The 24,005-nt window shown below is 68.1% G+C and carries 20 protein-coding genes; 1 reads left to right on the forward strand and 19 read right to left on the reverse strand.

From position 1 onward, the window contains the following. Positions 1 to 82: 82 nt before the first annotated feature. From nuoN to G1H10_RS09015, 18 genes are all read right to left on the reverse strand, one after another. Positions 83 to 1,579, reverse strand: a complete 1,497-nt coding sequence (gene nuoN / locus G1H10_RS08930) for an NADH-quinone oxidoreductase subunit NuoN (RefSeq protein WP_163736235.1) — start codon at positions 1,577 to 1,579, stop codon at positions 83 to 85. 29 nt (positions 1,580 to 1,608) lie between these two features. Continuing rightward, positions 1,609 to 3,249, reverse strand: coding sequence for an NADH-quinone oxidoreductase subunit M (locus G1H10_RS08935; RefSeq protein ID WP_216853048.1), 1,641 nt, complete (start codon positions 3,247 to 3,249; stop codon positions 1,609 to 1,611). After that, positions 3,147 to 5,018 (reverse strand): NADH-quinone oxidoreductase subunit L, encoded by a 1,872-nt coding sequence (gene nuoL / locus G1H10_RS08940; RefSeq protein ID WP_376778589.1) that lies wholly within the window; start codon positions 5,016 to 5,018, stop codon positions 3,147 to 3,149. Before nuoL ends, G1H10_RS08935 begins: the two co-directional genes overlap by 103 nt. Positions 5,019 to 5,112: 94 nt before the next feature. Continuing rightward, a complete protein-coding gene (nuoK, locus tag G1H10_RS08945) occupies positions 5,113 to 5,412 on the reverse strand; it encodes an NADH-quinone oxidoreductase subunit NuoK (RefSeq protein ID WP_163735783.1) in 300 nt (99 codons plus the stop codon). Continuing rightward, positions 5,409 to 6,380 carry an NADH-quinone oxidoreductase subunit J gene (locus tag G1H10_RS08950; RefSeq protein ID WP_216853049.1) on the reverse strand — a complete coding sequence of 324 codons (972 nt, stop codon included), beginning with the start codon at positions 6,378 to 6,380 and terminating at the stop codon, positions 5,409 to 5,411. Before G1H10_RS08950 ends, nuoK begins: the two co-directional genes overlap by 4 nt. Beyond that, positions 6,377 to 6,925, reverse strand: coding sequence for an NADH-quinone oxidoreductase subunit NuoI (gene nuoI, locus G1H10_RS08955; protein ID WP_246219326.1), 549 nt, complete (start codon positions 6,923 to 6,925; stop codon positions 6,377 to 6,379). The genes G1H10_RS08950 and nuoI overlap by 4 nt, the downstream gene beginning before the upstream one ends. After that, the gene (nuoH, locus tag G1H10_RS08960) at positions 6,918 to 8,309 is read right to left on the reverse strand and encodes an NADH-quinone oxidoreductase subunit NuoH (RefSeq protein ID WP_163735789.1); all 1,392 of its coding nucleotides are present in this window, start codon (positions 8,307 to 8,309) and stop codon (positions 6,918 to 6,920) included. The genes nuoI and nuoH overlap by 8 nt, the downstream gene beginning before the upstream one ends. After that, a complete protein-coding gene (locus tag G1H10_RS08965) occupies positions 8,306 to 10,807 on the reverse strand; it encodes an NADH-quinone oxidoreductase subunit G (RefSeq protein ID WP_163735790.1) in 2,502 nt (833 codons plus the stop codon). Before G1H10_RS08965 ends, nuoH begins: the two co-directional genes overlap by 4 nt. Further along, positions 10,807 to 12,168, reverse strand: coding sequence for an NADH-quinone oxidoreductase subunit NuoF (gene nuoF / locus G1H10_RS08970; protein WP_312856554.1), 1,362 nt, complete (start codon positions 12,166 to 12,168; stop codon positions 10,807 to 10,809). The genes G1H10_RS08965 and nuoF overlap by 1 nt, the downstream gene beginning before the upstream one ends. Beyond that, positions 12,165 to 12,827, reverse strand: coding sequence for an NADH-quinone oxidoreductase subunit NuoE (gene nuoE / locus G1H10_RS08975; protein ID WP_376778590.1), 663 nt, complete (start codon positions 12,825 to 12,827; stop codon positions 12,165 to 12,167). Before nuoE ends, nuoF begins: the two co-directional genes overlap by 4 nt. A 182-nt stretch (positions 12,828 to 13,009) precedes the next feature. Next, the gene (locus tag G1H10_RS08980; RefSeq protein WP_163735796.1) at positions 13,010 to 14,362 is read right to left on the reverse strand and encodes an NADH-quinone oxidoreductase subunit D; all 1,353 of its coding nucleotides are present in this window, start codon (positions 14,360 to 14,362) and stop codon (positions 13,010 to 13,012) included. A gap of 90 nt (positions 14,363 to 14,452) precedes the next feature. Beyond that, positions 14,453 to 15,190 carry an NADH-quinone oxidoreductase subunit C gene (locus G1H10_RS08985; RefSeq protein ID WP_312856555.1) on the reverse strand — a complete coding sequence of 246 codons (738 nt, stop codon included), beginning with the start codon at positions 15,188 to 15,190 and terminating at the stop codon, positions 14,453 to 14,455. Beyond that, positions 15,187 to 15,741, reverse strand: a complete 555-nt coding sequence (locus G1H10_RS08990; RefSeq protein WP_163735798.1) for a NuoB/complex I 20 kDa subunit family protein — start codon at positions 15,739 to 15,741, stop codon at positions 15,187 to 15,189. Before G1H10_RS08990 ends, G1H10_RS08985 begins: the two co-directional genes overlap by 4 nt. 117 nt (positions 15,742 to 15,858) lie before the next feature. Next, positions 15,859 to 16,218, reverse strand: a complete 360-nt coding sequence (locus G1H10_RS08995; protein WP_163735801.1) for an NADH-quinone oxidoreductase subunit A — start codon at positions 16,216 to 16,218, stop codon at positions 15,859 to 15,861. A 169-nt stretch (positions 16,219 to 16,387) separates the two neighbouring features. Further along, positions 16,388 to 17,680 (reverse strand): geranylgeranyl reductase family protein, encoded by a 1,293-nt coding sequence (locus G1H10_RS09000; protein ID WP_163735803.1) that lies wholly within the window; start codon positions 17,678 to 17,680, stop codon positions 16,388 to 16,390. 384 nt (positions 17,681 to 18,064) lie between these two features. Next, complete coding sequence (locus tag G1H10_RS09005) at positions 18,065 to 18,928, reverse strand: DUF1707 SHOCT-like domain-containing protein (protein WP_163735806.1); 864 nt, start codon at positions 18,926 to 18,928, stop codon at positions 18,065 to 18,067. Between the two features lie 2 nt (positions 18,929 to 18,930). Next, a complete protein-coding gene (locus G1H10_RS09010; RefSeq protein ID WP_163735809.1) occupies positions 18,931 to 19,761 on the reverse strand; it encodes a DUF1707 domain-containing protein in 831 nt (276 codons plus the stop codon). Positions 19,762 to 19,814: 53 nt separating this feature from the next. Next, the gene (locus G1H10_RS09015; protein ID WP_163735810.1) at positions 19,815 to 20,507 is read right to left on the reverse strand and encodes a demethylmenaquinone methyltransferase; all 693 of its coding nucleotides are present in this window, start codon (positions 20,505 to 20,507) and stop codon (positions 19,815 to 19,817) included. A gap of 148 nt (positions 20,508 to 20,655) precedes the next feature. Between G1H10_RS09015 and G1H10_RS09020 the strand changes: the two genes are divergently transcribed. Next, on the forward strand, positions 20,656 to 21,924 hold the full coding sequence (locus G1H10_RS09020) for an isochorismate synthase (RefSeq protein WP_163735813.1): 1,269 nt from the start codon (positions 20,656 to 20,658) through the stop codon (positions 21,922 to 21,924). Between the two features lie 111 nt (positions 21,925 to 22,035). Here G1H10_RS09020 and menD read toward each other — a convergent pair whose 3' ends face one another. Then, a complete protein-coding gene (gene menD / locus G1H10_RS09025; protein WP_163735816.1) occupies positions 22,036 to 23,922 on the reverse strand; it encodes a 2-succinyl-5-enolpyruvyl-6-hydroxy-3-cyclohexene-1-carboxylic-acid synthase in 1,887 nt (628 codons plus the stop codon). Positions 23,923 to 24,005 lie beyond the last annotated feature (83 nt).

Genomic DNA, 24,005 nt, shown 5'->3' on the forward strand with positions numbered 1-24,005 from the left:
CGTCCGGCGAAGATGGCATGCCTCGGCCGACCTTGGCCCGCCGGAGGATCACCATCTTCGAACCAACAGCCTACGGGATGCCTCAGCGGATGAAGACAGCAGCGTTCTCGGCCAGGTCCAGCAGCGGCCCGGGCAGGATGCCCAGAACGATCGTCGCGGCCGCACCGACGGCGATGCCCACCGTCGTCCACGGGCTGGGCACCGCCACCGTCGGCCCTTCCGCAGCCGGCTCGGAGAAGAACATCAGCACGATGACCCGAACGTAGAAGAACGCGGCCACGGCGCTGGTCAGCACGCCGACGATCACCAACGGCATCGCCCCGCCCTGGAAGGCCGCGTTGAACACGGTCAGCTTCCCGACGAATCCGCTGGTGAGCGGGATACCCGCCATGGCCAGCAGGAACAGGCCGAAGGTGGCGGCCAGGATCGGGGACCGTTTGCCGAGCCCTGCCCACTTGGACAGGTGGGTGGCTTCACCGCCCGCGTCCCGAACCAGCGTGACCACAGCGAACGCGCCAAGCGTCATGATGCCGTAGGTGGCCAGGTAGAACAAGATGGACGACAACGCCAGCTCATCCACAGCGACGAACGCGGTCAGGATGAACCCTGCGTGCGCGATCGACGAGTAGGCCAGCATCCGCTTGACGTCCGTCTGGGTCAGCGCGACCACGATGCCGACCACCATGGTGGCGATCGCCACCGCCCACATCATCGGCTGCCAATCCGTGCGGAGACCGCCGAGGGCCACGTAGAACAGCCGCAGCAGCGCACCGAACGCCGCCAGCTTGGTGCACGCGGCCATGAAGCCCGTCACCTGAGTCGGCGCGCCCTGGTACACGTCCGGCGTCCAGGCGTGGAACGGCACCGCGCCGATCTTGAACAGAAGGCCGACCGCCATCAGGCCGACGCCGGCGAGCAACAGGCCCTCCTGACCCACCCTCGCGGTGAGCGCGGCGTCGATCTCGGACAGCCGCACGGATCCCGCGTAGCCGTACACGAAGGCAGCACCGAACAGGAAGAACGCCGACGCGAACGCGCCCAGCAAGAAGTACTTGAGCGCAGCCTCCTGCGACAGCAGCCGACGCCGCCGCGCCATCCCGCACAGCAGGTACAGCGGCAGCGACAGCACCTCCAGGGCGATGAACATCACCAGCAGGTCGTTCGCGGCCGGGAAGAGCATCATCCCGCCGACCGAGAACATCGTGAGCGGATAGACCTCGGTCTGCAGCACCCGGTCACGGACCAGGATCCGCTCCTCCTCACTGCCCGGAAGAGACGAGGCACTGGGTGCGAACGCGTTCCCACCGGCCTCGATCTTCCGCTCGGCGAAGAACAGCACACTCACGAACGCCAGCACGACGATCGCGCCCTGCAGGAACAACGCCGGCCCGTCGATCGCGACCGAACCGCTCACGGCGATCAGCTCGGTCTCCCCGGCAAGCCGCAGGATCTGGACGAACGCCGCGACGAACGCCACCAGAGCCAGCGCCACCTGGGTGACGTGCCGGTAGCGCCGCGGCATGAACGCCTCGACCAGGACACCGATGACCCCCGCGGAAAGCACGATGATCATCGGCATCAAGGCCGCGTACTCGACTGGTGGCGCGTTCACTCCTCGTCCCCTTCAGCAGCTTGGTCGGTCACGGACACCAGCGGATCCGGCGCCTCGACACCGACGTCCGACAGAGTCGGCCCGACACCTTCATCGATCACGTCCACCACCGTCCGGGGGAACACCCCCACCGCCAGGATCAGCGCCAGCAGCGGAGCGACCACGATGGTCTCCCGCAGGCCCAGATCCCGGGTGTCCGCGTTCTCCTCACCCACGGGCCCGGTCATGGTGCGCTGGTACAGCCAGAGGATGTACAGGGCCGCCAGTACGATGCCGAGCGTGGCCACCACCGCCGCGGCGCGGTACTCCTCGAAGGTTCCGACGATCACCAGGAACTCGGAGAGGAACGTGGCCAGTGGCGGGAGAGCCAGCCCGGAGAGGCCGGCGATGAGGAACGCGCCCGCCAGCTTCGGTGCCGGCTTCTGGATCCCGCCGTAATCCGCGATCAGGCGAGACTGGCGACGCGAGATCATGAAGCCGACGATCACGAACAGCGCGATGGTCGACAGCCCGTGGTTGATCATGTAAAAGGTCGAGCCGGTCATGCCACGGTCGGTGAGCGCGAAGATGCCCAGCACGATGAATCCGAAGTGGGAGATCGACGTGTAGCCGATCAACCGCTTCATGTCGGTCTGCCCGATCGCCAGCAGGGCACCGTAGATGATGCTGATTACGGCCAGCGCCACGATCACCGGCGCGAAGTCCTCGGCCGCCTGCGGGAAGAGCGGCACCGCGAGCGCGATCATGCCGAAGGTGCCCACCTTGTCGGCCACGCCGGACAGGAAGGCGGCGTTCGACGGTGTCGCTTCGGCCGCCGCATCCGGCAGCCAGGTGTGGAACGGCCACAGCGGCGCCTTGATCGCGAACGCCAGCATGAAGCCGAGGAACAGCCAACGCTGTGTCTCCACCGGGATGTCCAGCGCCATCAGATCGGCCAGCAGGAACGACGCCTGCCCGGCGTCCGCGGACTCCGCGTACACCCCGATCACCGCGGCGAGCATCACCAGCCCGCCGAACAGGTTGTACAGCAGGAACTTCAGCGCCGCGTACCGTCGCTGCGGACCACCGTACATACCGATCATGAAGTACAGCGGGATCAGCATCGCCTCGAAGACGATGTAGAACAGCAGCAGGTCCTTCGCCACGAAGGCGGTGATCGTCAGCGCCTCGACGGCCAGGAGCAGCGCGAAGTAGACCTTCGGGTCGCGTTTGCTCTCCTCCGCCTCCGGCCACATGGCCAGAGCCACGATCGGCGTGGCGACCGCCGTCAGTCCGACCAGCGCCACCCCGATGCCGTCGACGCCGAGCGCCCAGTAGATGCCGAGCGCGGAGATCCATTCGTTCTGCTCGGTCAGCTGGAAGCGGTCGCCGCCGAGATCGAACTGCGCGATCACCGCGACGGCGAAGCCCAGCGTCAGGATGGCGAACGCCAGGGCAACCTGCTTCGCGAGCCTGCTGCGGCCCTGCGGCACCAGCGCCGTCAGCACGGCGCCCAACGCGGGCACCGCGATCAGAGTCGTCAACCAGGGGAATGTCACGGCACCCTCACCAACAGCATGGCCACGACGATGAGGCCGGCCCCGGCCAACATCGTCAGCGCGTACGAGCGGACAAAACCGGTCTGCCAACGCCGCCACCGCGCGGACAGTCCGCCGACGGCCGTCGCCGCACCGATGACGGCCCCGTCGACGCCACGGTTCTCGACGTAGACCAGGGACCGGGTCAGGTACTGGCCAGGTCGCATCAGCACGGCCTCGTTGAACGCGTCACCGTAGAGGTCCTTGCGCGCCGCGACGGTCAGCGGGTTCCCCGCGGGCGCCTGTACCGGCACCGGCCGGCGCTGATACATGAACCAGGCGACGCCCGCCCCGAGCACCACGACCGTCATCGTCAGCGCGATCAACACGGCGACCGGAAGCGGCAGGTCATGGTGCTCCTCGCCGGTGACCGGCTCCAGCCAGTCGACGATTCCGCCGCCGATGTACAGCAGGCCGAGCCCGCCGGCCACGGACAGGAAACCGAGCGCCCACAACGGCCAGGTCATCACGCGCGGAGACTCGTGCGGGTGAGCGTCGTCCTCCCACCGCTTGCTGGTGAAGAAGGTCAGCAGCATGACCCGGGTCATGTAGAACGCGGTCACGCCGGCGCCGATCATCGCGCACAACCCGATCAGCACGTTGTCGCCGAACGCCGCCTCGATGATCCGGTCCTTGGAGAAGAAGCCGGCGAACGGCGGGATCCCGATGATCGCCAGGTATCCGACGGCGAACGTCAGGAAGGTCGCCGGCATCGCGGACCGCAGCGCCCCGAATCGACGCATGTTGACCTCGTCGTTCATCCCGTGCATCACGGACCCGGCGCCGAGGAACAGGTTGGCCTTGAAGAAGCCGTGCGTGATGAGGTGGAAGATCGCGAACGCGTACCCCGCCGGTCCGAGCCCGGCCGCCAGCATCATGTAGCCGATCTGGCTCATGGTCGAACCGGCCAGCGCCTTCTTGATGTCGTCCTTGGCGCACCCGATGATGGCACCCATCAACAGCGTGATGGTGCCCACCAGGATCACCGCGGTGCGTGCTTCGGGCGCGAGGTCGTAGATCGCGGCCGAGCGCACCACGAGGTAGACACCGGCGGTCACCATGGTCGCGGCGTGGATCAGTGCGGAGACCGGCGTCGGTCCCTCCATCGCGTCCAGCAACCAGGACTGCAGCGGGAACTGTGCCGACTTCCCGCAGGCGGCCAGCAACAGCAGCAGGCCGATGGTGTTCAGCCATCCGGTCTGCGCACCATCGGCTCCGGCGAAGACGATCTCGAACGACGTCGAGCCGAAGACCACCAGCATCGATGCCAGAGCCAGCACCATGCCCATGTCGCCGACGCGGTTCACGACGAACGCCTTCTTCGCCGCGATCGCCGCCGACGGTTTGTACTGCCAGAACCCGATCAGCAGGTACGACGCCAGGCCGACACCCTCCCAGCCGATGAACAGCACCAGGTAGTCAGCGGCCAGCACCAGCAGAAGCATGGCGGCGACGAACAGGTTCAGGTATCCGAAGAACCGGCGCCGCCGTTCGTCGTGCTCCATGTAGCCGATCGAATAGACGTGGATCAGCGAACCCACACCGGTGATCAGCAGAACGAACGCGATCGAGAGCTGGTCGAGGAGCAGATCGAGCCGGACCTCGTACCCGCCCGCATTGAACCACTCCCACAGCGGCACCGAGAACGCCCGCTCGTGCGCGTCGTGCGACAGCATGTCGACGAACAGCACGACCGCCCAGGCGAAGGCGCCGATCACGGCAGCGCATCCGATGAGATGGCCGGACCGGTCGAGTCGCCGTCCGCCGAGCAGCAGAACGGCCGCGCCGAGCAGCGGCAGAGCGATCAGCAACCAGGTGGTGGAGATCAGCCCGGAGGCCTCGTGGACCTCCTGAGCTCCCTCCGTCTGGGCAGCCAGACCGAGTGTCACTACGTTGGTGAGCGTCACGTAACCCCCAGGCCCGTCACAGCTTCAGCAGGCTGGCGTCGTCGACCGACGCGGACCTGCGGGTTCGGAAAATCATCACGATGATGGCCAACCCGACCACGACCTCCGCCGCTGCGATCACCATGACGAAGAACGCAACGATCTGGCCGTCGATGTTGCCGTGCATCCGCGCGAAGGTCACGAATGCCAGGTTGGCGGCGTTGAGCATCAACTCAACGCTCATGAACGCTATCAGGGCGTTCCGTCGCAGCAGCACACCGGCGCCGCCGAGGGTGAACAGGATCGTCGCCAGCACGAGGTACGGCGTCGGGTTCATCGTGCGTCACCTCCGTCGGCCTCGTCCTGGTCAGGCCTCGCGCCATCGTCGTCGGCGCCGCCGTCGTCAGCAGGGACGTCGTCGTTGGGGCCGCCCTCGCCGGCGGTCGCGTCACCCTCCGGCTGGTCGCCCTCGCCCTGCGGCTGCAACCCCGAGGGTTTCTGGCCGTGCGGGCCGATCTCGCCGATGTCCTCGGCGAACTCCTCCGCCGGACGGGCCGCCCCGCGCGCGACCAGGACCGCGGGAACCGAGGACTCGGCCGGGGTGCCGTCCGGCAGCAGAGCCGGCGTGTCGACCGCGTTGTGCCGCGCGTAGACACCGGGCACCGGCAGACCGGCGGCATTGCGCGGGTCGCCGTCGCGGAACCGCCGCTCGGAGAGCTCCCGTTGCGTGAGCCGCCGGGTGACGCGCTCCTTGTGGGTCAGCGCCATCGCCCCGACCGCGGCGGTGATCAGCACGATCGCGACCACCTCGAAGGCCCACACGTACCGGCCGAAGATGAGGTCGGCGATCGCGTAGACGTTGCCGTCCGGGGTCGCCTCGTCGGTACCGATCGGATCCGGCAACGCCGCCCGACCGGTGACCGCGGTCAGCAGAACCAGCACGCCGAGTACCGCCAGCGCGGCCGCACCGCGCTGACCACGGATGGTCTCGACCCGGGAGTCCGTCGCGTCGACGCCGACCAGCATGATGACGAACAGGAACAGCATCATGATGGCGCCGGTGTAGACGACGATCTGCACCACGCCGAGGAACGGTGCCTCCAGCGCCAGGAACAGCAGCGCCAGGCTGACCATGGTCATCGCCAGGAACAGCGCACCGTGCACCGCCTTGCGAGAGAGCACCAGGCCGAGCGCACCCAGCACGGCGAGCGGCGCGAGGATCCAGAACAGCACCTCTTCACCGGTGGTGCCGGAACTGGTGGAGGTCTCGCTCGCCTGGGCCGCGACAGCGGTCAGCAGACTCACTGTCCCCCCTCTCCCGTGGTGCTGTTCTGCAGGGATCCACCCGGCAGGCCGGCACCAAGGTAGTAGTCACGCTCGTCGTCCCCGAGCCGCATCGGGTGCGGGGGCTCCTCCATGCCGGGCAGCAGCGGGGCGAGCAAGTCCTTCTTCTCGTAGATCAGGCTCTCGCGGGTGGCATCGGCCAGCTCGTACTCGTTGGTCATGGTGAGCGCGCGCGTCGGGCACGCCTCGATGCACAGACCGCAGAGGATGCACCGCAGGTAGTTGATCTGATAGACCCGTCCGTACCGTTCGCCGGGCGAGAAGCGCTCATCCTCGGTGTTCGGAGCGCCTTCGACGTAGATCGCGTCGGCCGGGCACGCCCAGGCGCACAGCTCACAGCCGACGCACTTCTCCAGACCGTCCGGGTGCCGGTTCAGCTGGTGCCGCCCGTGGAACCGCGGAGCTACCGGGTGCGGTTCCTCCGGGTACTGCTCGGTCACCTTCTTCTTGAAGATGTTCGCGAAAGTGACGCCGAACCCGGCGATCGGATCGAGGAAACTAGGCATTGCTGCCCTCCGAGCGGTTGCTCTCGTCGCTGTCATCAGGGCTGTCCGACCCGCTGTTGTCATCACCTGCGCGTCGGGTGGCGCCCACCGTCGCCGTCACTGTCACCGGTTCCTGGCCCGGCATCGGTGGGACCGGGTGTCCGCCGGCGAAGGCGTCGAACGACGACGCCCCTTCCCGCTCATCCGCCGCTTCCTCGGCTTCGTCGTCCTTGGAACCGGTGAACAGCGGCGCGATCCACAGGATGAGCATGATCACCAGGAAGGCTCCGCCCACCCAGACCATCAGCTCCTGGCGCTCCCAGCCTTCGTTCATGGCCAGCCGCATCCCGGCGACCAGCACGATCCATACCAGGGACACCGGGATGAGCACCTTCCAGCCCAGCTTCATGAACTGGTCGTACCGGAAGCGTGGCAGGGTCCCGCGGAGCCAGATGAAGACGAACAGCAGGGCGATGATCTTGCCGATGAACCACAGGATCGGCCACCAGCCCTCGTTGAACATGCCGTCGTTGATCGCCGACAGCGGCCACGGCGCCCGCCATCCGCCCAGGAAGAGCGTCGTCGCCAGCGCTGAGACGTTGACCATGTTGATGTACTCGGCCAGGAAGAACATCGCGTACTTGATGGACGAGTACTCGGTGCCCCAGCCGGCCACCAGCTCACCCTCCGCCTCGGGAAGGTCGAACGGCGCACGGTTGGTCTCGCCGACCATGGAGATCAGGTAGACGATGAAAGACGGGATGAGGATGATGCCGAACCAGAGCCGTTCCTGCTCTTCGACGATGCCGGACGTCGACATCGTCCCGGCGAACAGGAACACCGCCACGAACGACATGCTCATCGCCAGCTCGTAGGAGATGACCTGCGCCGACGAGCGCAGCCCACCGAGCAGCGGATACGTCGAACCACTCGACCAGCCGGCCAGCACGATCCCGTACACGCCGACCGAGGCGATGCCGAGGATCAGCAGCACCGCCACCGGCGCATCGGTGATCTGCAACCGCGTGGTCTGGCCGAACATCGAGACCTCGGGGCCGAACGGGATCAGCGCCATGATCAGGAACGCCGGGATCACCGCGATGAGCGGAGCCAGGATGTAGACGACCTTGTCCGCATGCTTCGGGATGATGTCTTCCTTCAGCATGAGCTTGGCGCCGTCGGCCAGGCTCTGCAGCGACCCGTTCGGACCGACCCGGTTGGGGCCGATCCGGTTCTGCATCTTCGCGACGACCTTCCGCTCGAAGACGATCGCGAAGAGCGTCATCACGACAAGGAAGACGAAGATCGCCAGGCTCTTGATCGCGATGATCCACCACGGGTCACCGCCGAAACCTTCGAGCTGATCCGCAGCCCGGACGTCGATCGACGCCAGCTGGGCGGTCATGCTTCACCTCCGGCCAACGAGACGACCGCGCCCGCCTGCACGCGCAGGTCGGCGTATACGTGCGAGCCCGGGGAGTTCTGCGGCACCCACACCACGCGGTCCGGCATCTGGGTGATGACGAGCGGCAAGGTGAGAGATCCGGCGCTGGTGCCGACCGTGAGCTGTTCCCCGTCGGCAACCCCGATCTCCGCCGCGGTCACCGCCGACAATCTAGCGTGCGGCTCTCGCGCGGTCTCAGCCAGGTGCGGCTCACCGTCCTGACCGCGGCCGTCGTCCAGCATCAACCGCCAGGTGGCCAGGATGGCCTCGCCTGCGCCTACGGCCGGAAGATCGGCCGCGGACACGTCCACCACCGGAGGCTCGGCCTCCCAGACGCCGATCTCGGCGATCTCGGCACGCACCGTCTCCACGTCGTCGGTGCCCAGTTTGATGTCCAGTTCCGAGGCCAGCGCCGCCAGGGTCTGGGCGTCCGACCACGCCGAGCTCTCCGGCAACGCCTGACCGAACGGGCGGTGACGGCCCTCCCAGTTGACGAACGTCCCCGCCTTCTCCATCGGCGGCGCCACCGGAAGCACGACGTCGGCCAGCTCCGTGATGTCGCTGCGGCGTACCTCCAGGCTGACGATGCACGAGTCGGGGTCGCCGGACAGCTTCTCCAGCGCCTGCCGCGCCACGGCCGGATCCGGCAGGTCGTTCAGCTCGACGCCTCCGACCAGCAGCCCGGTGAGCGCGCCGTTGCCCAGCGCGGTCAGGATGCCGTTGGTGTCCCGGCCGTCCAGCGGTGGCAACGACGGCACCCCCCAGACGGCGGACATGTCGACCCTTGCCTCGGCGTTGCCGATCGGCCGCCCGCCCGGCAGCAGCGTCGGGAACGCCCCCGCTTCGAGAGCGCCGCGTTCACCGGCCCGCCTCGGTACCCAGGCCAGCCGGGCACCCGTCGAACCGGCCACCCGCACGGCGGCGGAGAGCGCACCGGGTACGCCGGCCAGACGCTCGCCGATCATCACGACCGCACCGTCGGCGCTGAGCTGATCATGCAGGTCGGCGACCTCAGGCGCCTTCGCGGCGACCGCTGTCAGCACCTCGGCCTCGGTCCCGGGCGCCGCCGGGAACAGCGTGCCGGAGAGCTTCTGCAGACCGCGGGTGGCGAACGGCGCGATCGAGAACACCTTGGTCCCCTTCCGCGCGCCCTTACGCAGCCGCAGGAAGACCGTCCCGGCTTCCTCTTCCGGTTCGAAGCCGGCCAGCAGAACGGCCGGTGCGGTCTCCAGGTCCTGGTAGGTGACATCCAGCCCGGACGTGGCGACTCGCTGCAGGAAAGTGGCTTCTTCAGCCGAGTGGTTGCGCGCCCGGAAGTCGATGTCGTTGGTGCTGAGCACCACTCGCGCGAACTTCCCGTACGCGTACGCGTCTTCCATCGTCACCCGGCCGCCGGTGAGCACACCGACGCCGCGGCCGTCCCTGGCGCGGGCCAGACCCCGCGCGGCCAGCGTCAGCGCCTCCGGCCACGACGCGGTGACCAGCTCGCCGGTCTCCTCGTCCCGGACCAGCGGATGGGTCAGCCGGTCGTCGAGGGTGTACGAGCGGAAGGCGAACCGGTCCTTGTCGGTGATCCACTCCTCGTTCACATCCGGGTCGTCGCCGGAGAGCCGGCGCATGACCGTGCCGCGCCGATGGTCGACGCGGATGGCGCTGCCGCACGCGTCGTGTTCGGCGACGGAAGGCACCGAGACGAGATCGAACGGCCGGGCGCGGAACCGGTACGCAGCCGAGGTGAGCGCGCCGACCGGGCAGATCTGGATCGTGTTCCCGGAGAAGTAGCTCTCGAACGGCTCCTTCTCGTAGATGCCGACCTGCTGCAGCGCACCCCGCTCGAGCAATTCGATGAACGGATCGCCGGCGATCTCCTGCGAGAACCGGGTGCACCTGGCGCACAGCACGCAACGCTCCCGATCGAGCAGGATCTGCGCCGAGATGTTGATCGGCTTGGGGTAGGTCCGCTTCTTGCCCTCGTACCGCGAATCTCCCCGGCCGTTGCTCATCGCCTGGTTCTGCAGCGGACACTCGCCGCCCTTGTCGCAGACCGGGCAGTCCAGCGGGTGGTTGATCAGCAGAAACTCCATGATGCCCTGCTGTGCCTTGTCGGCGACCGGGGATGTCATCTGCGTGTTGACGACCATGCCGGGCATGACGGTCAGCGTGCACGACGCCTGCGGCTTCGGCATGCCGCGTCCATTGCCCATGTCCGGCACCTCTACCAGACACTGCCGGCACGCGCCCGCCGGGGCGAGCAGGGGGTGGTCGCAGAACCGCGGGATCTGGATACCGATCATCTCGGCGGCGCGGATGACCAGGGTCCCCTCGGGCACGCTCACCTCGAAGCCGTCGATGGTGAGGGTGACCAGGTTCTCCTGCTTCTCGACAGCGTCGTCCGGCGTGGCCGAGGCGTTCTTCTCCGCCGAGGCCGGGTTGACACTGGCGTTCGTTCCGCCACTCATCAGGCGTTGACCCCCGCTTCTTCCTTACGTTCGACGGTGAACAGCGCCGACGCCGCCGGGTCGAACGGACATCCGCCGTGTTCGAAGTGGGCGATGTACTCGTCCCGGAAGTGCTGGATCGACGAGGTCACCGGTGCGATTCCGCCGTCGGCGAGCGCGCAGAACGAGCGGCCTCCGATGTTGTCGCTCAGATCCAGCAGCTTGTCCAGGTCGGCCTCGGTGCCCTGTCCCTTCTCCAGCCGGTCCAGGATCTGCACCTGCCACCAGAAGCCCTCACGGCACGGCGTGCACTTTCCGCACGACTCGTGCTTGTAGAACTCCACCCAGCGCAGTGTGGCCCGGACGACGCAGGTGGTGTCGTCGAAGATCTGCAGCGCCCGGGTGCCCAGCATGGTGCCGGCACCGGCCATACTTTCGAAGTCGAGCGGCAGGTCCGCGTGCTCCTCGGTCAGCATCGGCGTCGACGACCCGCCCGGTGTCCAGAACTTCAGCCGATGCCCGGCACGGATGCCGCCCGCCATGTCGAGCAACTCGTTCAGCGTGATACCGAGCGGCGCCTCGTACTGACCCGGATTCGTCACGTGCCCGGACAGCGAGAAGATCCCGAAGCCGGGGGACTTCTCGCTACCCATGGACCGGAACCAGCCGGAGCCGTTGGACACGATCGACGGCACCGAAGCGATGGTCTCGACGTTGTTGATCACCGTCGGCGATGCGTAGAGGCCGGCGACCGCCGGGAACGGCGGCTTCAGCCGAGGCTGCCCGCGCCGCCCCTCGAGCGAGTCGAGCAGCGCGGTCTCCTCACCGCAGATGTACGCGCCGGCACCCGCGTGCACCACGAGCTCCAGGTCGTAGCCGGAGCCGAGGATGTTCGTGCCGAGATAGCCGGCCTCGTACGCCTCCGCGACGGCCGCCTGCAACCGGCGGATGACGTGCAGCACCTCACCGCGGACATAGATGAACGCGGTGTGCGCGCCGATCGCGTAGGCGGAGATGATGACACCCTCGACCAACACATGCGGGTCGGCCATCATGAGCGGGATGTCCTTGCAGGTGCCGGGCTCTGACTCGTCGGCGTTGACCACCAGGTAGGTCGGTTTGGGAATGTCCTTGGGCACGAAGCTCCACTTCATGCCGGTCGGGAAGCCCGCACCGCCGCGGCCGCGCAGACCGGAGTCCTTGACCGCCTCCACGATCGACTCCGGGGTCCGCTGCAGCGCCTGGCGCAACGCCTTGTAGCCGCCGTTGCGCTCATAGACGCGGCGGGTGAAGGAGTCCTTCTCGCCCCAGCGAGCCGTCAGCACCGGCGTCAGCGTCACCGGAGCGCGCTGTTCGGCCGAAGCCTCGGATGGCGTGCTCACTTGCTCTCCCCTCCGGTTCCCTCATCGGCTCCGCCCAGTGCCGGCTGTCCGCCCTCGGGCGCGGTCCAGCCTTCCTGCTCGGCAAGCCGGAGCCCGGCGAGCGACGCCGGACCCGCCTGGGCGCCCTGGCCGGCCAGACCGTCCGAGAAGCCCGCGATCACTCGCTCAGCCTGTTTCCATGTGCACAGCTTCGGACCCCGGGTGGAGCTGACGTCTTCGCCCGCGCGAAGCTTGTCGACCAGCTCACGCGCGGATTCGGGGGTCTGGTTGTCGACGAACTCCCAGTTGACCGTCACCACCGGTGCGTAGTCGCAGGCGGCGTTGCACTCCACTCGCTCAAGCGAGATCTTGCCGTCCTCGGTGGCCTCGTCGTGTCCGACGCCCAGGTGCTCGGAGAGCTCGGACCAGATGGCATCGCCGCCCATGATGGCGCACAGCGTGTTCGTGCAGACACCGACGTGGTAATCGCCCACCGGACGCCGCTTGTACATCGTGTAGAACGTCGCCACCGCCGCGACCTCGGCCTCGGTGAGTCCGAGCACGTCGGCGCACATCTCGATGCCGGCCGGCGTCACATAGCCCTCGTACGACTGCACCAGATGCAGCATCGGCAGCAGAGCCGAACGCGACTCGGGATAACGCGCGACGATCTGTTCCATCTCCGCGCGCACCTTCGCGTCAAGTGCGGTGCCGCTCTCCTCGGACACCTGGCCTCCGTTCGTCTCGCTCATCTCGTCACTCATGTCTTCTGGTCGCGCTCGACTTCTCGCTCGCTCCGCGGACGGCTCCGCTCGTTCCTCGCTATGCCGGCCACTCCGCTCGTTCGGCGTCTCGCCGCTCATTACCGGTCACACCCGCCCATCACCGGGTCGATGCTCGCCACGGCGACGATCACGTCAGCGACCATGCTTCCCTCGCAGGTCGCCGGCACTGCTTGGAGGTTGTTGAACGACGGATCGCGGAAGTGCACCCGCCACGGCCGGGTACCACCCTCGGAGACCACATGCGCGCCGAGCTCGCCGCGTGGACTCTCGATCGGGATGTACACCTGCCCCGGCGGCACCCGGAAGCCTTCGGTCACCAGCTTGAAGTGGTGGATCAGCGCCTCCATCGACTCACCCATGATGTGCCGGATGTGATCGAGCGAGTTGCCCATGCCGTCCGCGCCGACCGCCAGCTGCGCCGGCCAGGCGATCTTCTTGTCCTGAACCATCACCGGACCAGGACGGAGCCGGTCGAGGCACTGCTCGACGATCTTCAGCGACTCCTTGATCTCCGCCATCCGTACCAGGTAGCGGCCATAGGCGTCACAGGTATCGGTGGTCGGCACGTCGAACTCATACGTCTCGTAGCCGCAGTACGGCTGGCTCTTGCGCAGATCCCACGGCAGGCCCGTCGAGCGGAGCATCGGTCCGGTGATACCGAGCGCCATGCACCCGGCCAGATCGAGATAGCCGATGTCGACGGTGCGTCCCTTGAAGATCGGGTTCTCGTTGCAGAACGCCTCGATCTCGCCGATGTGGTCCCACATCCAGGTCAGGTAGTCCCGCACGCTCTCGACCGCGCCGGGAGGCAGGTCCTGCGCCACCCCGCCGGGCCGAACATAAGCGCTGTTCATCCGCAGGCCGGAGATCAGTTCGAACAGGTCGAGGGTGCGCTCGCGGTCCCGGAAACCGGCGGTCATCACGGTCAGCGCGCCCATCTCCATACCGCCGGTCGCGATCGCCAGCAGGTGCGAGGAGATCCGGTTGAGCTCCATCATCATCACCCGGATGACGTTCGCCCGCTCCGGGATGTCGTCCTCGATGCCCAGCAGCTTCTCCACGCCCAGGACGTACGCGGTCTCGTTGTGGAACGGCATCGCGTAGTCCATCCGCGTCACGAATGTCACGCCCTGCGTCCAGTTCCGGTACTCGAGGTTCTTCTCGATGCCGGTGTGCAGGTAACCGATGCCCGCCCGGGCTTCGGTCACCATCTCGCCGTCGAGCTCGAGGATCAGCCGGAGCACGCCGTGCGTGGAGGGATGCTGTGGCCCCATGTTGACCACGATGCGTTCCTCGCCGGCCGCCGCGGCGCCGACGACGTCTTCCCAGTCCTGGCCGGTGACCGTGTAGACCGGGCCCTCGGTCGTGTCGCGCACCCCCGCGTACGGGTCCTCGGTCTCCTCGGCGGGCGTGAATGTCACGTCACTCATCGGTCACGCTCGCCTTCTGACTCGCTCCGCGGACGGCCTCGGAAACTCGGCCGGCCGCTCCGCTCACTCGGCAGCTCGCCGTTCTACACATCACTGGTACGACCTCCGCTCGTTCGGCGGTGGAATGGTGGCGCCCTTGTACTCGACCGGGATGCCACCGAGCGGGTAATCCTTACGCTGCGGGTGTCCCGGCCAGTCGTCGGGCATCTCGATCCGGGTCAGGGCCGGATGGTCGTCGAAGATGATCCCGAAGAAGTCGTACGTCTCCCGCTCGTGCCAGTTGGCCGACGGATACGTGGCGGTGATCGACGGGACATGCGGGTCGGAATCCGGGCAGACGACCTCGAGCCCGACACGCCGGTTGTGGGTGATCGACAACAGCTGATACGAGACGTGCAATTCCCGCCCGGTCTCCTCCGGGTAATGCACGCCGCTGACGCTCGTGCACATCTCGAACCGGAGCGCCGGGTCGTCCCGGAAGATCTTGACGACGTCCGCCAACCGTTCCCGCTTGATGAAGATGACCATCTGGCCGCGGTCGACGACAATCTTCTCCACGGCATCGTCATACGCCTGGCCGGCCTGCTGGAGCGCCGCGCCGAACTCCTCGTCCAGCCGTTCGAACTCGTCCGCCCATGGCCGCGGCGTGGAATCGCCCCGGGTCGGGCTCGTGTCACGGACCACCAGCCGGCCGTACCCGGAGGTGTCGCCCGCGTCCTGAGCACCGAACATGCCCCGGCGGGACGGGTGAGCCGGCGGCAGCTCCGGGCCTTCCGGCTCCGCCGGAAGGCTCTCCTCCTCCGGTGTCTCCTCTGGCTTGTCGGTCACCGCAGCAGACCCTTCATCTCGTGCGTCGGAGTCGCGGACAGCGCCGCGCGCTCCGCCTCCGCCTCGACCGCCTCCCGGTGCGCGCCCAGCTTGGTGTGCTGGATCTGGTCGTGCAGCTTCAGCACGGCGTCGATCAGCATCTCCGGGCGCGGCGGGCATCCCGGCAGGTAGATGTCGACCGGCACGATGTGGTCCACACCCTGCACGATCGCGTAATTGTTGAACATTCCGCCGGAGCTGGCGCAGACGCCCATCGACAGCACCCACTTCGGGCCGGCCATCTGGTCGTAGATCTGACGCAGCACGGGCGCCATCTTCTGGCTGACCCGGCCGGCGACGATCATCAGGTCGGCCTGCCGCGGCGACGCACGGAAGACCTCCATGCCGAACCGCGATGAGTCATGCCGGGGTGCCCCGAACGCCATCATCTCGATGGCGCAGCAGGCCAGCCCGAACGTCGCCGGCCACAACGAACCCTTACGCATATAGCCGGCCAGGTTCTCCACTGTGCTCAGCAGAATGCCTGCCGGGAGTTTCTCCTCAACACCCATATCTGGTCACGCTCCACTCGTCACATTGGTCGCGCTCAGCTCGTCGTTCGCTCCGCGGGCGGCTGCTCGTACCTCGCGACGCCGACCACTCCGCTCACTCCTCACTTCGCCGCTCCCTTAATCCCAGTCCAGCCCGCCACGGCGCCACTCGTAGACGAACGGCACGGTGATCAGGAAGAGGAAGGTCACCATCGCGACAAAGCCGAAGACGCCGAGGTGGTCGAAGCGGACGGCCCACGGATACAGGAAGATGATCTCGATGTCGAAGATGATGAACGTCATCGCCGTCAGGTAGTACTTGATCGGGATGCGGCCACCGCCCACCGGCTGCGGCGTCGGTTCGATCCCGCACTCGTACGAATCGAGACGCGCGCGGTGGTAGCGCTTCGGCCCCACGACGGCGGACAATACCACCGAGCCCACGGCGAAAGCGGCGGCGATGACGATCAGCCCGATCATCGGTGCGTACAGATCCACGCTCGCTCAGCTCCCCTCGACGACTCTCGTCACGCTTACCGTCTCCTTCATCTGGATCGTCCGGCGGCGGCGCGCCGTCCGGTCGGGCATGACCACACTCATCGGCGCCGCCGTCCGGCTGCTCGGTGGTCGTGAGTACGAAGACACGAGCCCATATTCTGCCCACACCTCATGCGGCCGGAGCCAATCGGGTCATGGCGTTGATGACACGGTCGTATACATCCTGATCGCGATGGTCGGTGAGGTTGGCGAGCAGCTTCAAGGTGAACTTCATCAACCATGGCCGGGGCAGGCCGTGGTTGGTGGCGATCTTCATGATCCGCGGGTCTCCGATCAGCCGGAGGAAGATCCGGCCGAGTGTGAAGTATCCTCCGTGCTCTCGTTTCAGCGCCGCCGGGTACCCCTCCAGGACCCGCTCCCGGGCGGTATCGGCGTCCCGGGACAGCGCATCGGCGATCACCATCGCCGCCGTGCTGGCCGCCTCCATCGCGTAGTCGATTCCTTCGCCGTTGAACGGGTTGACCATCCCGCCGGCGTCGCCCACCAGGAGCAGGCCACGGCTGTAGTGCGGCTGCCGGTTGAACCCCATCGGCAGCGCGGCGCTGCGGATCTCACCGACCTGGTTCTCCTCGATGAAACCCCATTCGGCCGGCGTCTCGGCCACCCAGCGTCGGAGCAGGTCCTTGTAGTCGACCCGACCGAACGCCTTCGACGTGTTCGTGATGCCGAGCCCGACGTTGCTGGTGCCGTCGCCGGCGCCGAAGATCCAGCCGTACCCCGGCAGCAGATCCCGGCCGCCACGGTCGTTGGTGGCCCACAGCTCGAGCCAGGACTCCATCCAGTCGTCGTCGTGGCGCGGACTCTTGAAGTACGTGCGCACCGCGACTCCCATCGGACGGTCGTCGCGCTTGTGGATGTCCAGCGCCGTGGCCATCCGCGACGACGTGCCGTCGGCCGCCACCACCAGCGGTGCCCGATAGGTCACCGCAGCGCCCGCCGACCGGCCGTTCTCGCCCAGCGGCGTCGCCCGGACGCCGACGACCCGGCCGGTGGCTTCGTCGACGACGGGGCCACTGACCTTCGTCCGCTGCATCAGCCTGGCCCCTGCGGCCGCTGCGTGCCGGGCGAGCAGGTGATCGAAGTCGAGGCGGGTGCGGACCAGCCCGTACCCGGGGTAGCTGACCAGATCCGGCCACGGCAGATGCAGACGCATGCCGCCGCCGACGATCCGCAGCCCTTTGTTCCGGATCCAGCCAGGCCCGGAGGTGTCCACGCCCATCCGCACCAGCTGACGCACCGCGCGCGGGGTCAAGCCGTCGCCGCATACCTTGTCCCGGGGGAACGAGGCTTTCTCCAGGAGCAGCACGTCCAGCCCGGATCGGGCCAGGTAGTACGCCGTGGTGGAACCGGCGGGTCCGGCGCCGACGACAATGACGTCGGCGTCGCCGGCCTGCGCAGTCATCGGATCCTCAACACCTGTCGTACGTCTTCTTCGGTCATGATCGATCACTTAGTGAATGAATTCACTAAGTACCTTCCTGGCCAAGTTTAGGCCCTCCGGGCGGCGAGGTTCGAACGGGGCCACAGTTCTGACCAGCGCATTTACGCATCACTTATGTTGCGAAAATATGACCTGCCCCATGGTGAACGACGCGGAAGCGCACGTGACGGTTCGAGGCCGGCATCAATGTCACCGCGCGTTCTGCGTGTCACCGTCCGTATCGCGTGATACCGGAATCCGGGTTCTATGCGTGACATACGGTGACACGCGGCACGCACCGTGACACACCGCGAGCGGCGCCCCTCGGATATGTGAGGAACACCCCTTGGAGAAGCCGGCGCCCCATCAATGGGTCGACAACACCGTGGACCCGGCGGCGTCCCATCGAACCGAGAAGGTGTTCCCACCGTCGTCGGCCACCACCTGAATCACGATCTGGCCGCGTTCCCAGCCGCGCCGCCCGACCGAGACATGCGCCACCTCCGCATCGGGCCGCTCCAGCGCTCCCGGAGTGGCGTCGATCGCCGCGGCGACCGCCTGCGGCGACACATCGTTCCAGCCGAAGAAGCCCGCCTCGGTCTCCTCCGAATACGCGCGCTCCCATTCCCGCGGCGAGGCGAACCCACCCTGGTACCTGATCTCGTCCACGCCTGGTTCGTCGGTCTCCGCTCGCACCTCGATGTGCGCGTAGTCACCATAGATGCCGATCTTCGCGATATCGGCGACGTCGGCACCCGACATGGTGTCCCACATCTCGACCAGGCCCGCTTCGGTCAGCAGGTCGAGCTTCTCGGTCGCGACGTCCGGAACCTCGACCTCGGCCGGGTCCAGTCCCGGAACCAGCGGGGCCTCCTCGACCGACGTACTGGTTGAAATGTCCCGCTCCTCCGGCTGCGCGGCGGTGACCGCGATGAGTGCCGCGATACCGGCGGCAATCGCCACGCCGACGTAGATCATCCGGGCGTACGACGGTCGCTCGGCGACCGTCGGCGGAACCGGCGGCGGCTCCGACGGGACGTCCTCCACCAACGCTTCCAGGTCAGCGATCGTCCGTGCCTCGTACACCAGGGCCGTCCGGGACTGCAGGTCGTCGGCGGTGATCCGCCCGTCACTGAAGGCGGTGGAGATCGCCTCGAGGTACCGCTCCCGGTCCGCGTCCGACGGCCGCCACCGGCGATCCGGGCCATGAGATCTCCCCGACGAGGCCATGCTCACCTCCCGTCCCGCAACAGATGCTGCCCCGTGCTGTCCCACTCCACGAAGGCGCCGTCCCCGTAGTCGTCGGGCTCCAGGTGGACCGATATCGTCACGATCGCACCGTAGGCGGAACTTCGGCCGACGGAGACGAGGCTCACCGGTCTCCCCTGCAGCCCTGCCACGTCCGCGGCTGCCGCAGCCGTCGCGGTGACCACCCCCTCAGTCAGGTCAGAGGCGCTGAAAACCGCGTCCTGTGGAGTGTCGGCCGAGGTGATCTCCCCGCCCGGTTCTCGCTCGGTGAAGCTACCGTCCCGAAATTCGATGACGTCATACTGCGCTGCCCCCGGTGCCGCCGGCACTTCGAAGCGTGCCCGATCGGGATAGAGGTCGACGCCGACGTATTCGTCGACGCCCTCGACCGCCAGCTCGCTGAACAGCGCCTCCAGCATGCCCGGTGAGTACATGCCGACGGCGCCGGCGGCCTGATCGGAATCGGCAGGCGCCGGCGCATCGTCCGCGGCCTCGGCCGGGCCGGCACGGACTGCGGAGTCGGGGCCGGAAGCGAGCGGGCTTGCCAGGACGCCACCTGCGGCCAAGCCGACCGCGACGGAAGCGGCCAGCGTGATCAGCCATCCCTTGACCGCCGCCGCACGCACGGACGGCGATCGGGGCAGGTCGGCGACGACACCAGAGAGCTCCGCCCGCGTCGTCGCACGCGTGATCCGTCTCCGCCGCCGTACCCATTCGTTGTCGTCCACGCCAGGCCGGCCGCGAGCTGCGTCCACGATCGCCAGGAACCGCGCACGTTCGGCGTCCGTCGGCCGATCGCCCCCTCGGCTCGTCATACCCGGAGCATAAGTTGTCCGCGCACCGCGCGATGCACCGCGCGGTGAACGTCTCAGAGACGCACCGCGTGATGGAGAGCGACGATGCCGCCCGACAAGTTCCGCCATCGCACGCTCGACCAGCCGGCGCGGCGCAGACGTTCGGCCATGCCGCGCTGATCCGGCCAGGCCGAGATCGATTCGGCCAGGTAGACATAGGCATCGGGGTTGCTCGCCACCCGCCGCGCGACCGCCGGCAGCGCCCGCATCAGGTACTCCAGGTAGACGGTGCGGAACGGACCCCACGTCGGGTGGCTGAATTCGCAGAGCACCAGCCGGCCACCGGGTTTGGTCACGCGGAGCATCTCACGCAGCCCGGCGTCCGGATCGTGCACGTTGCGCAGGCCGAACGAGATCGTGACCGCGTCGAACGAGGCGTCGGCGAACGGCAGGCCGGTGGCGTCACCGGCCACGAACGGCAGGTCGGCGCGGCGGCGTTTACCCGCCCGGAGCATGCCGAGTGAGAAATCGCACGGCACCACCGCGGCTCCGGCGGCTTGGAAAGGCTCACTGGAGGTGCCCGTACCGGCGGCCAGGTCGAGCACTCGCTCCCCCGGCTGCGCCGCGACCGCCCGCTCGACCGCCCGCCGCCAGATCCGGTCCTGACCGAAGGAGAGGACATCGTTGGTCAGGTCGTATCGCTCGGCGACGTCGTCGAACATCGCCGCGACCTCGTGCGGCTGCTTGTCCAGAGAAGCTCTGATCACCCGCTCAGCTTAGAACCCGGCGCACGCCGGTGATCTGCGGTCGCGTTCCGATACTGTGTGTCGTCCACGCACATGCAGGGTATGCAGCTGTGCTGTGACCAAATCGTCAGCTCCCGGCTGCGGGCCGGAACATGATTCGGGCTTAGGCTTGTGCTCCGTGACGACCGTCCCCTCGATCGATCCCGTGCCAGAACTGGTCACCCGCACGGTCGAGATACCGGATCCTGGCGCGCTGCTCTCACTGCTTCCCGACGACGCACCGCTGGCCTGGGTACGCCGAGGTGAAGGACTGGTCGGGTGGGGCGAGGCAGCCAGGTTCTCCGCGACCGGTGCCGACCGCTTCTCGGCCGCCGAGCGTTGGTGGAACCGGCTGAGCAAGACCGCCGTCGTCCGCGACGAGGTGGATCTGCCCGGCACCGGCCCGGTCGCCTTCGGCTCCTTCACCTTCGACGACGCGGGCACCTCGACGCTGATCCTGCCGGAGACGGTGGTGGGCCACCGGGACGGGCGCTGGTGGGTGACCACGGTCAGCGTGACCGGGAACCTGCCTCCCTGGCCGATGTTGCCCCGGGTATCGCCGCCGCGCCGGCCTGGCCTGGTGACGTTCGCCGACGGCGCCCTGAGCGGCCCGGAGTGGGAACTCGTCGTCGCGCAGGCGGTGGAACGGATCAACGCCGGCGAGCTGGAGAAAGTGGTGCTCGCGCGTGACCTGGTCGCTGAGAGCCCAGGCACCATCGACCCACGCTGGCCGTTGAATCGCTTGAGTGACCGCTACCAGCGATGCTGGACGTTCAGCGTGGACGGCATCCTGGGCGCGACCCCGGAGCTGCTGGTCCGCCGGGAGCGTGGACTGGTGACGTCGCGGGTGCTCGCCGGGACTATCCGCCGCACCCACGACGACATCCACGACCTCGCGCTCGCCGCATCTCTGGCCAGATCCAGCAAGGATCTGGAGGAGCACGAGTTCGCGGTCCGGTCGGTAGCGGACGCGCTCGCCCCGTTCTGCTCCAGCATGAACGTGCCCGAGACGCCGTTCGTCCTGCACCTGTCCAACGTGATGCATCTCGCCACCGACCTCGCTGGGGTGGCGTCCGGCAACGTCTCGTCGCTCACGCTCGCCGAGGCCCTGCATCCCTCGGCGGCCGTGGGCGGGACTCCGACCGACAAGGCGCGCGAGGTGATCCGGGAGATCGAGCCGCTGGACCGCGGCCGCTACGCCGCGCCCGTCGGCTGGATCGATGCCAACGGGGACGGTGAGTGGGGCATTGCGCTGCGCTGCGCCCAGAGCGACCCGGCGGGCGGCTCACGCATGCGGTTGTTCGCCGGGTGCGGCATCGTGGCGGGCTCCGACCCCGGCGCCGAGCTGGCCGAGAGCACGGCGAAGCTGGTGCCCATGCGGGACGCGCTGACCCGCTGACCACCGCAGACTCACCGCGGGCACACTGCTGACGGGACGCCGGCCGCGATCAGCACCGGGCGGGCGCGGGCATTCCCAGCCCTGGCACGGCTGCGGATGCGGCTGTTGACCCTATCCCAGTGCTTCGTCGGCGGCGGCGCGGATGCGTTCGTGCAGCTCGCGGTGGCCTGAACGGTCCAGGCCGACCTCGATCACCGAGCGCCCGCTGACCGGTGCGGACAGGGCGGCGCGCAGCCCATGGAGGTCGTCGACGCGTACGTGATCGACACCGTACCCCCGGCACACAGCGCCGAGGTCGGCGCCGTGCGGGGTGCCGAAGATCCGCTCGAAGGCGTGTGCATACGCCGGAGCCCCCTGCTCCAGCAGCGTGAAGATCCCGCCGCCGTCGTCGTTGAGGACGATTACCTGCATCCGGGGTTCTTCCTCCAGCGGGCCGACCAGCAGTCCACCGACATCGTGCAGAAACGCCAGGTCCCCGAGGAAGACCCGGACGGACCGGCGCGACCCCAGCGCGATCCCGGCGGCGGTGGACAGCGTGCCGTCGATCCCGGCCAGTCCGCGGTTGCAGAACACCGCAGGTCCAGGAGCAGCACCTGTCCCTTCTGCCCATGCGGCCTCCGTCCCGCCTACTCCCGTGGCCTCCACCACGTCCGTCGTCAACCGGAAGGGTGCCGCGGTCAGGTCAAGATCGCGGACCGGGTTAGAAGAGCCGGCCACCAGCGCCTCGTCATCCCGCAGCGCCGCCCACACCTCGCGGGCCACCAGCGGCCCGGTCAGCGGCCCCGCCCCCAGCACACCATCGACCGCACGACAGACTGCACGGTCTGCTTCCTGCCACGACTTGAGCCAGCCGTCGCCACTGTCACCGTCGACGCCGCGGTCGGCCTGGTCCGCATCATCGGCCTGCGCCGCACCGTCGGTCTGCGCCGTGCCGTCGATCTGCTCCGCACCGACGATCTGCTCCGCACCGACGGTGACCGCGCCGACGACGTGTGCGGCATTCCGGCCAGGGTCCGGCCAGTCACCCCTGGGGGCCACCACGATCACCTCGACGTCGCGGCGCGCCAGTAGGGCATTGACCGGCCGGGACAGAGTGGGGTGCCCGAACACCACGACACGTTGCACGGCGTGGCCCAACTCCGGTCGCTGGAGCAGCAGCCGGTAGGTGACAAGCGCGTTCGGCCCGCGCCGGGCGCCCGACGACGGCTCGGCCAGCAACGGCCATCCGCCCGCCTCCGCACACCGCTGAGCTGCCGCCCCGGCCCCGTCCCCGGCGACGACGACCGTCGCCGGTCCAGGGATGAGCGTCATGGCCGTCGAGCGGGGATCCGACGGCTCGGCCCATCCCGGCGTGCCGGCCGCGCGGACGGGCCTGACGTGGGAGGCGCCGGCTGGGCGGCCGCCGGTTTCGGCACCGTGCGGAGACGCAGCCGCGTCCAGTTCCGGGACCAGCGGTTCCCGGAAGGAGACGTTCAGATGCACGGGTCCTGGATGGGCCGTACGTGCTCCGGTGGCCGTAGCCAGCGCACGGGCGACACGGTTGCGGACGTCGGCGGCCTCGTCAGCCCGGCCGTGCGGCGCCGGCATGTCGGTGAAGTCGCGGACCGTGTGGCCGAAGATCCGGACCTGGTCCGTGGTCTGGTTCGCGCCGGTGCCACGCATCTCGTGCGGCCGGTCCGCGGTGAGCAGCAGCAACGGGACACCGGAATGCGCCGCCTCGAGGACGGCTGGATGGAGGTTCGCGACGGCCGTACCGGAGGTGGTGACCACCGCCGTGGGTCCGGCGGTGCGCGCCAGACCGACGGCGGTGAACCCGGCGACTCGCTCGTCGATCCGGACGTGTAGCCGGATCTCATCCCGTTCTGCCGCTGCTGCCAGCGCGAATGCCAGCGGCGCACTGCGCGAGCCGGGCGCGAGCACGGCGTGCCGCACCCCTTGCCGCACCAACTCGTCGACCAAAGCCACGGCGACCGCATGAGAAGGATTCACGCCGTCCATTGTCCCCGTCGGCCGGCCAACATTGCCGTGGATCGCTGTGGTGTCCACCCCCCCCCAACACGGCGGGGTACCGTGATGTTAAA

It is taken from the genome of Phytoactinopolyspora halotolerans (assembly GCF_010550675.1).
GTDB classification, from domain to species: Bacteria; Actinomycetota; Actinomycetes; order Jiangellales; family Jiangellaceae; genus Phytoactinopolyspora; species Phytoactinopolyspora halotolerans.